General features: G+C 66.5%; 10 protein-coding genes. 6 read left to right on the top strand and 4 right to left on the bottom strand.

All coding sequences use genetic code 11. The features are described from left to right. Positions 1–101: 101 nt before the first annotated feature. Genes K226_RS0102840 through K226_RS0102825 form a run of 4 tightly spaced genes read left to right on the top strand, consistent with a single transcriptional unit; the run spans position 102 to position 7,733 of the window. On the top strand, positions 102–4,256 hold the full coding sequence (locus tag K226_RS0102840) for a YhdP family protein (RefSeq protein ID WP_024813361.1): 4,155 nt from the start codon (positions 102–104) through the stop codon (positions 4,254–4,256). Further along, positions 4,253–5,068 carry a carbon-nitrogen hydrolase family protein gene (locus K226_RS0102835; protein WP_024813360.1) on the top strand — a complete coding sequence of 272 codons (816 nt, stop codon included), beginning with the start codon at positions 4,253–4,255 and terminating at the stop codon, positions 5,066–5,068. Before K226_RS0102840 ends, K226_RS0102835 begins: the two co-directional genes overlap by 4 nt. Further along, on the top strand, positions 5,068–7,104 hold the full coding sequence (locus tag K226_RS0102830; protein ID WP_035240833.1) for a nitrogen regulation protein NR(II): 2,037 nt from the start codon (positions 5,068–5,070) through the stop codon (positions 7,102–7,104). Before K226_RS0102835 ends, K226_RS0102830 begins: the two co-directional genes overlap by 1 nt. After that, positions 7,104–7,733, top strand: coding sequence for a response regulator transcription factor (locus K226_RS0102825; protein WP_024813358.1), 630 nt, complete (start codon positions 7,104–7,106; stop codon positions 7,731–7,733). Before K226_RS0102830 ends, K226_RS0102825 begins: the two co-directional genes overlap by 1 nt. A 33-nt stretch (positions 7,734–7,766) precedes the next feature. On the opposite strand, the gene K226_RS0102820 is transcribed toward K226_RS0102825, so the two are convergent. Then, positions 7,767–8,414, bottom strand: coding sequence for an OmpA family protein (locus K226_RS0102820; RefSeq protein ID WP_024813357.1), 648 nt, complete (start codon positions 8,412–8,414; stop codon positions 7,767–7,769). Positions 8,415–8,553: 139 nt separating this feature from the next. Next, on the bottom strand, positions 8,554–8,694 hold the full coding sequence (locus K226_RS19990; RefSeq protein WP_162150969.1) for a hypothetical protein: 141 nt from the start codon (positions 8,692–8,694) through the stop codon (positions 8,554–8,556). On the opposite strand from K226_RS19990, the gene K226_RS0102810 reads away from it, so the two are divergent. Next, complete coding sequence (locus tag K226_RS0102810; RefSeq protein ID WP_024813356.1) at positions 8,693–9,850, top strand: murein transglycosylase A; 1,158 nt, start codon at positions 8,693–8,695, stop codon at positions 9,848–9,850. The genes K226_RS19990 and K226_RS0102810 overlap by 2 nt on opposite strands. Positions 9,851–9,993: 143 nt before the next feature. Here K226_RS0102810 and K226_RS0102805 read toward each other — a convergent pair whose 3' ends face one another. Together K226_RS0102805 and K226_RS0102800 are read right to left on the bottom strand one after the other, a co-directional pair. Then, on the bottom strand, positions 9,994–11,748 hold the full coding sequence (locus K226_RS0102805; protein WP_024813355.1) for an MFS transporter: 1,755 nt from the start codon (positions 11,746–11,748) through the stop codon (positions 9,994–9,996). A gap of 156 nt (positions 11,749–11,904) precedes the next feature. Continuing rightward, on the bottom strand, positions 11,905–12,390 hold the full coding sequence (locus tag K226_RS0102800) for an Lrp/AsnC family transcriptional regulator (RefSeq protein WP_024813354.1): 486 nt from the start codon (positions 12,388–12,390) through the stop codon (positions 11,905–11,907). A 167-nt stretch (positions 12,391–12,557) separates the two neighbouring features. On the opposite strand from K226_RS0102800, the gene K226_RS0102795 reads away from it, so the two are divergent. Then, complete coding sequence (locus tag K226_RS0102795; RefSeq protein ID WP_024813353.1) at positions 12,558–16,130, top strand: indolepyruvate ferredoxin oxidoreductase family protein; 3,573 nt, start codon at positions 12,558–12,560, stop codon at positions 16,128–16,130. The last annotated feature ends 38 nt before the right edge of the window (positions 16,131–16,168 follow it).

Raw genomic sequence — 16,168 nt, 5'->3', positions numbered from 1 at the left:
GCAGAGGGAGCGGCAAGTTGCCATATACATAAGGACACCGGTTTTGACTGAACCCACCCTTTGGTCGCGGGTCATAATTCCTGCCACATTCAACCCCGTCAATGATCGAACCATTAAATCGCCCCACACGCCTGCTGCGCTTCGTCGCCGGGTTGGCGCGATGGTCGCTGGGATGCCTGCTGGCCTTGTGGCTGCTGCTGGCCGTCGCGTGGGGGGCACTGCATGGCTGGATTGTGCCGCGTATTGGTGAATTTCGCCCGCAACTGGAGGCGCAGGCCGCACGGGCGCTGGGGTTGCCTGTGCGCATCGGGGCCATCTCGGCGCGGTCTGAGGGGCTGATCCCCACCATTGAGCTTCTGGATGTCGCGCTGCTGGATGCCCAGGGGCGGGTTGCGCTGCTGCTGCCGCGCGTGGTGGTGGCACCTTCCCCGCGCTCGCTGCTGAACTGGGGTTTTGAGCAGCTTTACATCGAACACCCCGATCTGGATATCCGCAGACAGGCCGACGGCCGCATTGCGGTGGCGGGCCTCACCTTTTCTGAGACCGCGGGCGAGAACAATGCAGCAGCAGACTGGCTTTTCTCCCAGGGCGAAGTCGTCGTCAAGGGTGGCAGGCTGCGCTGGACCGACGAATTGCGCGGTGCCCCCGAACTGGCGCTGGAAAATGTTGATGTGCTGTTGCGTAATGGCAGCTGGCAACACAACATGCACTTTGCGGCCACACCGCCGCCGACTTGGGGCGACCGGTTCACGCTGACCGGGCGGTTTCGTGCGCCACTGCTGCGTGCACGCGACGGCAACTGGCAGCACTGGAGCGGCCAGCTGTTTGCCGATTTCTCGCGTGTGGATGTCTCCCGGCTGCGCCACCATGCCGACCTGGGTGTGGAGGTGGCGCAAGGCCGGGGCGCCGTGCGCGCATGGGCCGACGTGCAGCGTGGCCAGATCGTGGGCGGCACGGCCGACCTGGCACTGACGGAAGTCAACGCCACGCTGGGCCCGCAACTCAAGGCCCTGGTGCTGCCGTCCATTCAGGGGCGGATGGGTGGCCGGCGGCTGGCAGGCGGCTTCGAGTTCTACACCCAGGGGTTGCAGTTTCAAACCGACGATGGCCTGGTGTGGCCCGGCGGGAACCTGCGCCTGCAGCACACGGGTGCTGCAGGCAAGGCGCCCGCCCAGGGCGACCTGCGAGCGGACCGCCTGGACCTTGCCGCGCTGGCCCAGATCGGCAGCCGTCTGCCACTGGGGGCGGCGGCCCACAGCGCACTACAAACCTACACCCCCCAGGGCCTGGTCAATGAGGTGCATGCCACCTGGCGCGGCCCGCTGGAGACGCTGCAGCAATACCAAGTGCGCGGCAAGGTGACGGGGCTGGCCCTGGCTGCCGGGGCGCGGGAGGCGGGCAACACGCTTCCCGGCCTGAGCGGTGCGAGTGTGGACGTCGAAATGACCCAGGCCGGTGGCAAAGCCAGCCTGGCCATCGCGTCGGGGGGGCTGGTCTTGCCGGGGGTTTTTGAAGAACCTGTCCTGCCGCTGGACCAGCTGAGCGCAGAGGTGCGCTGGCAGGTGGATGGGCCACGCCTGGCGGTACAGGCCAGCAATGTCCGGTTTTCCAACGCGGATGCGCAGGGCGAATTGCGCGCCAGCTGGCGCACCAGCGACGCCGGCCAGGGCCCCCGTTTTTCGCGCTTTCCCGGTGTGATGGACCTTGCGGGAACGCTGGTGCGTGCCGACGGAACCCGCGTGCACCGTTATCTCCCACTGTCCCTTCCGGCCGAATCGCGCCACTATGTGCGCGACGCCATCCTGAGCGGCAGTGCCAGCGACGTGCAGTTTCGGGTGAAGGGTGATCTGCGCGACCTGCCCTTCAATGACCCCAGCCAGGGAGATTTCCGCATTGCAGCCCGCGTCAGGGACGTGACGTACGCCTATGTTCCGCCCCGGTTGCAGCCCACCGGCGCGCTGCCCTGGCCGGCGTTGACGCAACTGGCGGGTGAGCTGATTTTCGAGCGCTCGTCCATGCAGGTGCGCGGCGCTACCGGCGGCTTTGCCGGCACGCCGGGCGTGCGGCTGGCCAAGGTGGAGGCGCAGATTCCTGACCTGTCCCACACCGTGGTAGCGGTCAATGCCGATGCGCGCGGGCCGCTGACTGAGCTGCTGACCATCATGCGCACCTCCCCGCTTGCGCGCATGACGGGTCAGGCCCTGGACCAAGCCAGCGGCACGGGCAATGCCGATTTGCAACTGCGATTGAGCCTGCCGATCAACGATATCGAAAAATCGAAAGTGCAGGGCAGCGTGGTGCTTGCGGGCAACGATGTGCATATCACCCCGGAAACGCCCCCGCTGTCACGCGCCCGCGGCACTGTGCAATTTACCGACACCGGTTTTTCTGTGAACGGCGTGCAGGCGCGCGCGCTGGGGGGCGACTTGCGCCTGGAGGGCGGAATGCGCGCCCTGCCCTCCGGTGCCGGTCCCGTCGAGTCCGCCATACAACTGCGGGCGCAAGGCACGGCCACCGCCGAGGGGCTTCAGCAGGCACGGCAACTGGGCATGCTTTCGCAGCTGGCCCGCAGCGCCACGGGCAGCACGCCCTACACGCTGGCGCTGGCGTTTCGCAGGGGTGTCCCCGAGATCCTGGTTGCCACCAACTTGCAGGGACTGGGGCTGGCGCTGCCCGCGCCGCTGGCCAAGACCGCCGACGCACTGCTGCCGGTGCGCTTTGAAACCCGGGTCGCCCAGGAGTCCCTGGCCGCGGTGCCCGCAGGTGCGGCCCCCCCGCCCTTGCGCGACCAGATGACACTGGACCTCGGATCGCTGGGATCGGCCAGCTTTCAGCGCGAGCACCAGGGCAACCAGACGCGCGTGTTGCGCGGCGCCATCGGCATCGGTCTTGGCGTGGGGGAGGTCGCGCCCATGCCGGTGGACGGCGTGGCGGCGAACATTCGTGCAGAGCAGATGGATGTGGATGCCTGGGAAAAGGTGTTGACACAGGCCGCCATCGCCGAAGCAGCCCCTGCCGCCTCCGCCGTCGCTGTCGGGCCAGACCGCACGACGGCGGGCGTGGCGCAAGACTATCTGCCCACCGCCGTTGCCGTGCGTGCCCAGGCGCTCACCGTGCAGGGGCGCACATTGCACAACGTTGTGGTGGGGGGCTCGCGCGACGGTTCCACCTGGCGTGCCAACCTGGACGCCAGCGAACTCAATGGCTATGTCGAATACCGGCAGGCAGGTACCCGCGACAACCCGTCGGGCCGTCTGTTTGCCCGTCTGGCGCGCATGAAACTGCCCCAGAGTGCCGCCACGCAGTTTGAGACCCTGCTGGACGAGCAGCCCGGTACCCTTCCCGCACTGGACATCGTGGTGGACGATTTCGAACTGCGTGATCGCAAACTAGGGCGAGTGGAAATCGAAGCGCAAAACCGGGGCGGCGAGACGGTCCAGCGCGAGTGGCGGCTGAGCAAGTTCAACATCGTGGCCCCCGAAGCCACCTTCACCGGCACGGGCAATTGGGCGCTGCTGGCTGGCAGCGAAAAATCGATGCGCCGCCGCACGGTGATGAACTTCCAGCTGGACATCCGCGACTCGGGCGACCTGCTTGCCCGTTTTGGCATGGAAAACGTGGTGCGCCGCGGCAAAGGGCGCATGCAGGGGCAGGTGGCGTGGATCGGCGCGCCCATGAGCCCGGACTACCGCTCCATGAGCGGGCAGATCAATCTGAACGTGGAATCGGGCCAGTTCCTCAAGGCAGATCCGGGGTTAGCCAAGTTGCTCGGTGTGCTGAGCCTGCAATCCCTGCCGCGGCGCCTGACCCTGGATTTCCGCGATGTGTTCAGCGCGGGGTTCGCGTTTGACTTTGTGCGCGGCGACGTGCGCATTGAGCAGGGTGTTGCCATCACCAACAATCTGCAGATGAAGGGCGTCAATGCAGCCGTGCTGATGGAAGGCAGTGCCGATATCGACCAGGAAACCCAGGACCTGCATGTGGTGGTGGTTCCGGAAATCAACGCCCTGACCGCCTCGCTGGTGGCCACGGCCATCAACCCGGTCGTTGGATTGGGCAGCTTTCTGGCCCAGGTGTTTCTGCGCGGCCCCCTGATCGAGGCCGCCACCCAGGAGTTTCACGTGGATGGCACCTGGACGGATCCGCACATCGAGCGCATTCCCCGCCGCAGCCGGGAATCGGGCAGCGCCCCTTCGCCCTCGGGGGCTGCGCAAGTGCCCGGCACACCGCCTTTGTCCGCAGGAGAGCCCTCATGAAGGTTGCAGCCTTGCAGATGGTCTCTGGCACGCAACGCAGCGACAACCTGGCCATGGCCCGCCGCCTGCTGGAGCAGGCCGCAGAGGCAGGCGCCGAGCTGGCCGTGCTGCCTGAGTACTTTTGTGCCATGGGGCTGCGAGACACCGACAAGCTGGCATTGCGCGAAACCCCCGGCGAGGGCGTTGTACAGGCGTTTCTCGCCCGCGCTGCACAGGAGCTTCAGTTGTGGGTGGTGGGCGGCACGCTGCCCATGCAAACCGCAGATCCGGCGCGCGTGCGCAACACCACACTGGTGTATGCACCGTCGGGCGAATGCGCTGCCCGTTACGACAAGATTCACCTCTTCCGGTTTGACAACGGGCGCGAACATTTTGACGAGGGCCGGGTGATCGAGGCGGGGGCTGAGCCGGTGCAGTTTGACCTGCCATCGCGCAGCGGCCACACCTGGCGCATCGGGTTGAGCGTTTGCTACGACCTGCGGTTTCCCGAGCTCTATCGCCAGCATGCCCGAGCAGGTGCCGACCTGCTGCTGGTGCCGAGCGCCTTCACCCACACCACCGGGCAGGCCCACTGGGAACTGCTGTTGCGTGCACGCGCGGTGGAAAACCTGGCCTATGTGCTGGCGCCCGCGCAGGGCGGAGTGCATGAAAACGGGCGCCAGACATGGGGGCACAGCATGCTGGTCGATCCCTGGGGCGATATCGTCAATGCACTGGCGCAAGGCCCCGGCGTGGTGCTGGGCGAACTCGATGCCGGGCGCGTGCGCCAGGTTCGCGCACAACTGCCCGCACTGGAACATCGCGTCCTGTGATGATGCCACCGCGTCATCGCACTCCCTGGCAGCGCTGGCGCAGCGCATGGCGCCGGTGGTCGCTGTGGACCTTGCTGGTGGTCCTGGTGGTGTCCATGCTGGTCACCCTGGTATGGCTGGCCGGGCGCTACGAAGCCAGCCAGGTGCAGTCCCGGCTGGAGCGGGATGCCGCCGACGCGGGCTCCGACATCCGCTCCGCGCTCTCGCGCAACGTGCAGAGTCTGCAGGCACTTCAGGCGGGCGACCCTGGTCTGCTGGCCTGGGAAGTCAATGCGGCCGAACTGCTGCGCCAGCGCCGTGAACTGGTACGCATCGAGTGGCGGGATGTCAACTTGCGTCTGCGCGCCTATGCCCAGACGCCCTACCGTCCCGTGTCGTGGGACAACGCCAGCCGGGAGGGATCGCATTCCGATGCGGCCCTGGCCTGTACCAACGCGCGCCGGCTGAGCGCACCCGCCTATTCGGGCAGCTATTTTCAGCCCCATGGCGACGGTCTGGGCTCGGAGATGATGGAGCTGTGCCTGCCCCTCACCAATGCCGGGCGCCCCGCGGGTTTTCTGGTAGCCACCTATGCCCTGCAGGAGATGCTGGTGGACCTGGTAGGGCACAACCTGACCCGCAGCCAGGAGGCCTCGTTCACCGAGGCAGATGGCACCCGGCTGGCAGTGCTGGGCGCCGCCCGGCGCGGCACGCGCATGTTCACGGCACAGCAGCTGCTCGACCTGCCGGGCACCACGCTGGTGTTGCGCATGGACCGCTGGCACGGCGCCCCCAACCTTTTCCCCAACGTGCTGACTGCGCTGGTCACCGCCATGTCGATTGCCTTGGTGACCGTGATGGTGGTGCTGGTGCGGGACAACCGCCGAAGGCTGCGCGCAGAGCGTGACCTGGCGGACGCCCTGGCCTTTCGCAAGGCCATGGAAGACTCTCTGGTGACCGGTTTGCGCGCCCGCGACCTGCAGGGGCGCATCACCTACGTCAACCCCGCGTTCTGCGCCATGGTGGGGTTCAGCCCGCAAGAACTGCTCGGGCAAAGCACGTCCGCACCCTACTGGCCGCCGGAACTCTCCGAAGAATACCGGCAGCGCCAGGCCAAGCGCTTTGCCGGTGGCATGCCCCCGCGCGAGGGCTTCGAATCGGTCTTCATGCGCAAGGACGGCACGCGGTTTCCGGTGCTGATCATCGAGGCCCCGCTGATCAATGCCTACGGGCTGCACACCGGTTGGATGAGTGCCTTCCTGGACATCAGCGAACAGCGCCGCATCGAGGAACTCTCGCGCGCCTCGCAAGAGCGCCTGCAGGCCACGGCGCGGCTTGCCACCGTGGGCGAAATGGCCTCACTGCTGAGCCACGAACTCAACCAGCCCCTGGCAGCCATTTCCAGCTATGCCACCGGGTCGCTGAACCTGCTCGATTCCAGCGTCCCCGGCACCGCCCATGCGGGCGACCTGCAGGATGTGCGCATGGCGATGCAGCACATTGCCCGGCAGGCCGAGCGCGCAGGGCGCGTGATCAAGAGCGTGCATGATTTTGTGCGCCGCCGCGACCAGACGCGCGAAGCCGTGCCGCCCCAGGAGCTGCTCGATGCCATCCTCCCGCTCATCAGCCTGCAGGCGCGCAAGCTGGGCGTGCGCGTGCAGACCACGGTGGAAGCCCAGCTGCCTTATGCGCTGTGCGACCGCACCATGGTCGAGCAGGTGCTGCTGAACCTGGCCCGCAATGCCATGCAGGCGATGGACGACCCCGCCATCGAGCCGCGCATCCTGGACATTCGGGTGCGGCGGGGCGCATCCAACGCCTACAGCAGCTGGCTGGAGTTTTCTGTGACGGACTGCGGCGTGGGCATTGCGCCCGAGGTGGCGCAGCAGCTGTTCACGCCGTTTTTCACCACGCGCGCCGAGGGCATGGGGCTGGGTCTGAGCATGTGCCGCACGGTGGTCGAGCAGCACGGTGGCGTGCTTGCCTACGAGCCCCACGCGCCGCGTGGTACGGTATTTACCTTTACCTTGCCTGTCTGTCAACCGGCCTCACCCTGATGGAACCCGTATCCAACGCCACTGTGTACATCGTGGACGACGACGCTGGCGTGCGCGAAGCGCTCGCCTGGTTGCTGCGCTCACGCCGACTGCTCAGCGAGTCGTTTGACAGCGCCGAAGCTTTTGACGCGATGCTGAAGGCGCAAGCCCCACCGTGCCGACCCTGCTGTCTATTACTGGATGTGCGCATGCCGGGCATGAGCGGCCTGGCACTGTTCGACCTGCTGCTGGCGCGGGGCGAACTGGCCGCCATGCCCGTGATCTTCTTGACCGGCCATGCCGACGTTCCCACGGCGGTCGATGCGGTCAAGCGCGGGGCTTTTGACTTTTACGAAAAACCATTTTCCGACAACGCACTGGTCGATCGCATCGAACAGGCGCTGGCGCAGTCTGGCGCCCACCTGGAGCAATTGCGCCAGCGCAGCAGCCTGCAGGTGCGACTGCACGATCTGACCGAGCGCGAGCGCGATGTCATGGACCTGGTGGTGGCCGGCTTGCCCAACAAGCTGATTGCCGACCAGCTGGAGATCAGCGTGCGCACCGTCGAAGTGCACCGCGCACGCGTGTTCGACAAGATGCAGGTGAAGTCAGCGGTGGAGCTGGCCAACCTGCTGCGCGCCAAGCCCTGAAGCTGCAGGGGCGCGGTGCGCAGGGTTTACGGTTTAGCCGCGGGGGCGCTCACCCACATAAATTTCGACCCGGCGGTTGCGGCTGCGGCCTTGTGCCGTGTCGTTGGTGGCAATGGGCTGGCGTTCGCCCATGCCTTCGATTGCAATGCGGCGCCCGTCGACGCCACGGCCCGTAAGGTAATTTCGCGTGCTGGCAGCGCGCTCCAGCGACAACGGGTTGTTCACGGCATCGCTGCCGGTGTTGTCGGTGTGGCCGATGATGCGCACGTCGGTGTTCGGGTTGTTGCGCAAGCCTTCGGCAAACCGGTCAAGCACTGGCGCGAAGTTGGACTGGATGTCCGAGCGGCCCACGGCAAAGGAAATGTCGCTCGGGATGTCCAGCTTGAGCTGGTTGTCTTGCGTTTGCGTCACGGCAATGCCCGTGCCCTGGGTAGCCTGCTCCATCTCACGCTTTTGGCGCTCCATGTTTTGCGACCAGATGTAGGTGCCCAGTGCGCCCACACCCGCACCCACCACGGCACCCGTACCTGCGCGACCGCCGGTGGCCGAGCTGAGCACGGCTCCTGCCAGTGCACCCACGCCCGCGCCGGTGGCGGTGCGGCGCTGGGTATCGCTCATTTCGGCACACCCGGTGGCCAGAATGACAACGGCGGCAACGCCGGTAATGAGGTATTTGCGCATGGCTAGGCTCCTTGTAAATGATGGGACGGAATGAAAATCCGATGTTGAGTCGGGAGTGTTCACTCTACGCCTTCACAAGGGTATAGGCCAGTCGGCAGGCGCCTTGTAGGACGAAACCTTGCAAACGTCGGGCCCGCCCTCAGTGCGTGGGCGGTTCGGTATTTTTGTCCGGCGGCGGCGCCTTCAGCTCGCCGCCCTTGCGCCCGGAAAACATCGTCCACCACACGATCAACCCCAGCACCACCAGCGCCAGCAGCGCTTCAAGCAAAATCAGCCCCATGAAATTGACACTCCTGCGCCTTGTGATGACGGCGCTGATTGTAGGAACGCTGGCCGCCTGCTCCACCCCACCCGCGCCAAGCCCCGCGCAGCCAGGGGCCATCGCGCCGACGCCGACCACCGCCGGCGCGGCCATGACGGGCGACACCGGGCCGCTGCCGTCCTCCATGTCGCAGCCCAAGAGCCGCTGGATTGCGGTGCGCTGGGCCGAGCTGCCGGGCTTTGCCGACGACGCGTTGCACGAGGCCTGGAATGCCTGGATCAAGGGCTGCGAGCGCCCGGCGCCTGCCTTTGCCCCCCTGTGCAGCGAAGTGCGCCAGCTCAGCATTGCCAGCGGTGACGAGCAGCGCGCCTGGATGGTGCGGCGCCTGCAGCCCTACCGCGTTGAAGCTGCCGACGGCAACGCCGAGGGCCTGCTGACCAGCTACTACGAGCCCATGATCGACGCCGCCCGGCAGCCCGGCAACGGCTACACCGTGCCGGTTTACGGCCTGCCCGCCGGGCACGGCAGCCGCAAGCCCTGGTACACGCGCCAGCAGATCGACACCCTGCCCGAGGCGCAGGCGGCGCTGCAGGGGCGGGCGATTGCCTGGCTGCGCGACCCGGTCGAATCCCTGGTGTTGCACATCCAGGGCTCGGGACGCCTGCAGATCACCGAGGCCGACGGCCGCGTTACCACCGCTCGGGTAGCCTATGCGGGCACCAACGACCAGCCCTATCAGAGCGTGGGCCGTTGGCTGCTGGACCAAGGCGCAACGCGCGATGCCACCTGGCCCGGCATCCGCGCCTGGCTGGCGCAAAACCCGCAGCGCACCAACGAGTTGCTGTGGAGCAACCCGCGCTACGTGTTCTTTCGCGAAGAGCCCTTGAGCCCGCTGGATGCTCAGTTTGGCCCGCGTGGCGCGCAGGGCGTACCGCTCACGCCCGGCCGGTCGATCGCAGTGGACCGCCAGAGCATTCCGTATGGCACGCCGGTGTGGCTGGCCACCACGGGTCCGCAGGTGTCGATGCAGCGCCTGGTGATGGCACAGGACACCGGCAGCGCCATCGTGGGTGCGGTGCGGGCCGACTATTTCGCCGGCTGGGGTGCCGAAGCGGGCGAGCTGGCCGGGCGGCTCAAGCAGGGCCTGCGGTTGTGGGCCCTGTGGCCGCGTTGAGCGGGCTACACCGGGGCCTTGCCACTGCCTGGCATTACACGCTGTTTTTATATCAAAACAGCCTCTAGTGCTTGCTGCATAAGCGCTTATAGCTATTATTTAAGGAGCTATTCAATGGCGCGGAAACGGACGCCTCCGAAGGATCAGCGCTCCACGAGGTAGCGCACCACCGCGGGCGGCGATTCGCCTCGGTGGAAGGCCAGCTTGCGCTCGCGCAGTGCCACATCGGACGCGGTCACCCGGTCAAAGCGGCGCAGGTGCTCGGTCCATGACTCGTCCACGATCTGCTCCACATAGCGCGCCGGATCGGCCAGGTCGTGCAGCAAATCGCACGACAGCGCCCCCTGGCGCAAGCGGCTGCGGCGGCTTTCCTGCATCAGGGTGCGAAATTCTGCGGCGCGCGCCGGGTCGATGGTGTATTCGATGGTGACCACCACGCGCCCGGCCTGCGGCGGCGTGGTTGTCACCGGTGCCTTGAAGGCCTGCGAGGGGCTCAGGTCTTCTTCCATGTGGCGATCGGTCACCAGGCGCTGCACCAGGGCCATGGCCATCACGCCCGTCAGCGCGGCCAGCGCCAGGCTCAGGTGCACCGACGTCACCGTGGCCACCTGCCCCCACACGGCAGCGCCCAGCGCGGTGGCACCCATGATGGACATCTGAAAGATGGACATGCCGCGCGCGCGCACCCAGTTGGGCAACGCCAGCTGGGCCGACACGCTGAGCGAATTGGCCGTGGTGATCCAGGCCATGCCCGCCAGCACCATGGCCGGCACGGCCACATAGATATTGGGCGCAATGGCCATCACCGCCATGGCGGCCGCCTGCAGCAGCGTGCCGCGCAGCACCAGCACATCGCGCGCCATGGCCTGGCGCAGGCGCGGCAAGAACATGGCGGCAACGATGGCACCCGCCCCCATGCTGGCCAGCAGCAGCGTGAACATGCCCGCGCCGCCGCCGTCAAGCCCCCTGGCCACCAGCGGCAGCAGGGCCATCAGCGCCGTGGCGTGCAGAAAAAACACGGCAATGCGCCACAGCACGGCCCGCAGGCGTGGCGACTGGCGCACAAACTGCAGGCCCACCCGCATCGCGCTGGGCAGCTTTTCGCGCCCCAGCGGGCTGGGCACATGGGTGCGCTTCCAGCGCATGATGACGAGACCCGAGATGACCGACAGCACCGCGTTGAGCACAAACACCCAGGCGCTGCCCGCGCTGGCGATGATGGCGCCAGCTACCAGCGGGCCGATGATGCGCGAGGCGTTCATGGCCACGCCGTTGAGCGCCAGGGCCGCAGGCAACTGCGGGCGGCTGACCAGCTCGGGCACGATGGCGGCAAACACCGGCCAGCGCATGGCCAGGCCGATGCCGTTGGCAAAGGTGAGCGCCAGCAGCAGCGGCGCCGTCATGCCGCCGGCCAGGATGGCCACGCACAGCACCAGCGCCACGGCCGCCACCCAGAACTGCGTGGCAATGAAATACCTGCGGCGGTCCAGTATGTCGGCCAGCGCGCCACTGGGCAGGCCCAGCAAAAACACCGGCAGCGTGGAGGCCGACTGCACCAGCGCCACCAGAATGGGCGAGGTGGTGAGCGTGGTCATGAGCCAGGCGGCCGCCACGTCGTTCATCCACATGCAGGTGTTGGCGGCCACCCAGGTCAGCCAGAGCATGCGGAACACGGGGACAGACAAGGGGGCCAGCGGCGAGAGGGAGACGGCTGCGGTGGCTGCCGGCGCGCCTTCTTCCAGCTTTGCGGTCACGGATGTCTCTGTGCCGTGGGCGAGGGCGGCGCGGTCTGCGGCCGCATCAGACTGCGGCGGGGTGCCAGGGTTCTGCGTGGACGGGTCCTGCAAGGGCGGGGGTGCAACGCTGCGCGTGCTTTCGTGGGACGGCAATGGGGGCATGTCCGCCGATTGTGCGACGGCTTGCCGCGCGGCGCAGCGGCACCCTGGCGCGACCCGTACCCGGTCATGGCCATGACTTGCACAGTAAAAAATATGGGTAAAAACAGGCTCTAACGCTTATCCATAAAGCGCCGAAAGCTATGAATTAAATAGCATTTACAGGCGCGGCCGTGCCAGGTGGGTGAGCGGCAGGGCGCTGCTGGCCTTCACCTCGCCCAGCGAAAAGCTGGTGTGCATGTCTTTCACATTCGGCAGGTTCAGCAGCACGTCGCGCGCAAACAGCGAAAAGCTGTCCAGGTCGCGTGCCACCACCTGCAGCTCGAAGGTGCCAGTGCCGCTGATGTAGTGGCATGTCACCACCTCCGGAATCTGGCGGATGGCCTCTTCCATGGCACGGGTCAGGTTGCCGGTGCTGCGGTCGGCGTCCAGCCGCACAAAGGCCAGTACCCCCAGGCCAATCTTGTGCCGGTCGATCTCTGCGCGGTAGCCCTTGATGAAGCCGTGCTCCTCCAGCGCACGCACACGGCGCCAGCACGGCGCAGCCGACAGGCCGACGCGCTGGGCCAGTTCGGCGTTCGTCAGGCGCGCGTCGGTTTGCAACTCGCTCAGGATGGCGATGTCGAATTTGTCCAAATCATTCATGATTTACCGATTTTAAGAAAGATCCTTTCTAAATCGAGGGTAAACGCGGCATGAAAACGCAAGCACATAGCGCGGCACAGTGCATAAACTGCCCGCAGCCACCCATGACGTTGCCCGCCACCGCCCCCCAGGCGGCGGCGATGCGCGCCCCACCACTGGAATCAGCCATGAACGCCCCATTGCCCGAACACATCCGCAAGGCCCTCGAAACCGTGAGCCTTGAAGACAAATACACCCTGGGCGAAGGCCGCGCCTTCATGAGCGGCGTGCAGGCCCTGGTGCGCCTGCCCATGCTGCAGCGCCAGCGGGACGCGGCGGCAGGTCTGAACACGGCGGGTTTCATCAGCGGCTACCGGGGCAGCCCGCTGGGCACCTACGACCAGGCGCTGTGGGCGGCCAAGAAGCACTTGGCCCAAAACCACATCGTCTTCCAGCCCGGCGTGAACGAGGAACTGGGCGCCACGGCCGTGTGGGGCACGCAGCAGCTCGACCTGTACCCCGACAAGAAGAAGTACGACGGCGTGTTTGGCATCTGGTATGGCAAGGGGCCGGGCGTGGACCGCTGCTCGGACGTGTTCAAGCACGCCAACATGGCGGGCACTGCCAAGCATGGCGGCGTGATCGCCATTGCGGGTGACGACCACATCAGCAAGAGCAGCACCGCGCCGCACCAGAGCGACCACATTTTCAAGGCCTGCGGCACGCCGGTGTTCTTTCCGAGCAGCGTGCAGGACATCCTCGACATGGGCCTGCACGCCTTCGCCATGAGCCGTTTTTCGGGCGTGTGGTCGGGCATGAAGACCATCCAGGAGGTGGTGGAGTCGTCCAGCAGTGTGAGCCTCGACCCCGACCGCGTGAAGATCGTGATGCCCGAGGACTTTGTCATGCCGCCGGGCGGCCTGCACATCCGCTGGCCCGACGCGCCGCTGGAGCAGGAGGCGCGCCTCATGGACTACAAGTGGTACGCGGCCCTGGCCTACGTGCGCGCCAACAAGCTCAACTACAACGTGATCGAGGGCCAGAACGACCGCTTCGGCATCATCGCCAGCGGCAAGGCCTATAACGACACGCGCCAGGCGCTGGTGGACCTGGGGCTCGATGACGACACTTGCCGCCAGCTGGGCATCCGGGTGCACAAGGTCAACGTGGTGTGGCCGCTCGAAGCCACCACCACGCGCAGTTTTGCCCAGGGGCTGCAGGAAATCCTGGTGGTGGAAGAGAAACGCCAGGTCATTGAATACCAGCTCAAGGAAGAGCTGTACAACTGGCGTGCCGATGTGCGCCCGCATGTGCTGGGCAAGTTCGACGAACCTGAAGGCGACATCTCGGGTGGCGAGTGGTCCATGCCCAACCCCAGCCAGAACTGGCTGCTGCGTGCCAAGGCCGACCTCACGCCCGCCCTCATCGCCAAGGCGATTGCCAAGCGGCTGAAGAAGCTCGGTGTCTCGGCAGACATCGTGGCCCGCATGGACGCGCGCCTTGCCATCATTGAAGCGAGCGAACGCGCCATGACCGAGCTCAAGGCCGACACCGGCGAGCGCGCTCCGTGGTTTTGTAGCGGCTGCCCGCACAACACCAGCACGCGCGTGCCCGAGGGCTCGCGCGCCGTGGCGGGCATCGGCTGCCACTACATGACGGTGTGGATGGATCGCAGCACCTCCACCTTCACGCAGATGGGCGGCGAGGGCGTGTCGTGGGTGGGGCAGTTCCCGTTCACCGAGGACAAGCATGTGTTCGCCAACCTGGGCGATGGCACCTACTTCCACAGCGGCTTGCTGGCCATCCGCCAGAGCATCGCGGCCGGGGTGAACATCACCTACAAGATTCTCTACAACGACGCCGTGGCCATGACCGGTGGCCAGCAGATCGGCGAGCGCCCTGAGGGGCACTCGGTGCTACAGATCATGCACAGCGTCCAATCCGAAGGCGCTGTGAAGATTGTCATCGTGACCGATGAACCACAAAAATACGACGGCGTGCCGCTGGCCGATGGCGTGACGGTGCACCACCGCGACGAACTTGACCGCATCCAGCGCGAGTTGCGCGAAGTCAAGGGCTGCACCGTGCTGATCTACGACCAGACCTGCGCCACCGAAAAGCGCCGCCGCAGGAAGCGCGGCCTGCTCGCCACGCCCGACAAGACGGTCATCATCAACGAACTGGTGTGCGAAGGCTGCGGCGACTGTTCGGTCAAGTCCAACTGCCTGAGCGTCGAGCCGGTCGAGACGCCGTTCGGCCGCAAGCGCCGCATCAACCAAAGCACCTGCAACAAGGACTACTCCTGCGTCAACGGCTTCTGCCCGAGCTTCGTCACCATCGAGGGCGGCAAGCTCAAGAAGCCAAAGAAAGAGAAAAAGGGCGACCTCTCCAGCCTGCCGCCCCTTCCCGAGCCGGTGCTGCCCGTGGCCGAGCAGGCCTGGGGCATCGTGGTTGGCGGTGTGGGCGGCACGGGTGTCATCACCATCGGTTCGTTGCTGGGCATGGCCGCGCACCTGGACGGCAAGGGCGTGGTCACGCAGGACGCGGGCGGCCTGGCGCAAAAGGGTGGCGCCACCTGGAGCCATATCCAGATCGCCAACCGGCAGGAAGCCATCTACACCACCAAGGTCGATACCGCCAAGGCCGACCTGGTGATCGGCTGCGACTCCATCGTGGCCGCGAACAAGGTCACGCTGGCCGTGATGCAGCCGGGCCGCACCTTCGTGGCACTGAACACCCATGGCACGCCAACGGCCTCGTTTGTCACCAACCCCAACTGGCAGTTCCCGGGCGGCAACTGCGAGAGCGCCGTCACGGCGGCGGTGGGCGCCGAGCTGGTGGGCAGTTTTGACGCCGAACAGGTGGCCGTGCAGCTGCTGGGCGACAGCATCTACACCAACCCCTTGCTGCTGGGCTTTGCCTGGCAAAAGGGCCGCGTGCCGCTGTCACACGCCGCGCTGATGCGCGCCATGGAGCTCAACGGCGTGCAGATCGACAACAACAAGGCAGCCTTTGAGTGGGGCCGGCGCTGCGCGCACGACTTGGCGGCGGTGCAGTCACTGTTTGCCGCCGCCCAGGTCATTGAGTTCGTCAAGAAGCCCGGGTTGACCGAGATGGTGGCCAAGCGGGTGGAGTTCCTCACGGGCTACCAGGATGCCGCCTATGCGGCGCAGTACCGTGCCTTCGTCGACAAAGTGCAGGCCGCCGAGGCCCGGCTGGGCGGCAGCACGCGCCTGGCCGAGGCCGTGGCGCGCTATCTGTTCAAACTCATGGCCTACAAAGACGAATACGAAGTGGCCCGCCTGCACACCGACAAGGCCTTCACCGACAAGATCGCCGCGATGTTCGAGGGCGACTACCGAATCGTGCACCACATGGCGCCACCCCTCATGGCCAAGCGCAACGAGAAGGGCGAGCTGGTCAAGCAGTCGTTCGGCCCCTGGCTGCGGCGCGCCCTGGGCGTGCTCGGCGGGCTCAAGGGCCTGCGCGGCGGCGTGCTGGACCTCTTTGGCAAGACGGCCGAGCGCCAGATGGAGCGTGCGCTGATCCAGGAGTACCGCGCCTGTATCGAGGAACTGCTCGGCGGCCTGACACCCGAGCGGCTGGGGCTGGCGGTGGAGATTGCGTGCATCCCCGAAAACATCCGGGGCTATGGCCACGTGAAAGAGCGCCACCTCAAGGCCGCACGCGCCCAATGGGACGGCCTGATGGCCCAGTGGCGTGGCAGTCCGACAGCCGAGCCCCGGCGCCAGGCGGCCTGAGCCGTGGCGCAGGTGCCACGGGTCGCCTGCAGTGCCAG

Origin of the sequence: Acidovorax sp. JHL-3 (genome assembly GCF_000526295.1) — a bacterium.
Classification (GTDB): domain Bacteria; phylum Pseudomonadota; class Gammaproteobacteria; order Burkholderiales; family Burkholderiaceae_C; genus Acidovorax; species Acidovorax defluvii.
The sequence above is the reverse complement of the archived record's forward strand: the minus strand, read 5'-3'. Positions and strand labels throughout refer to the sequence as shown.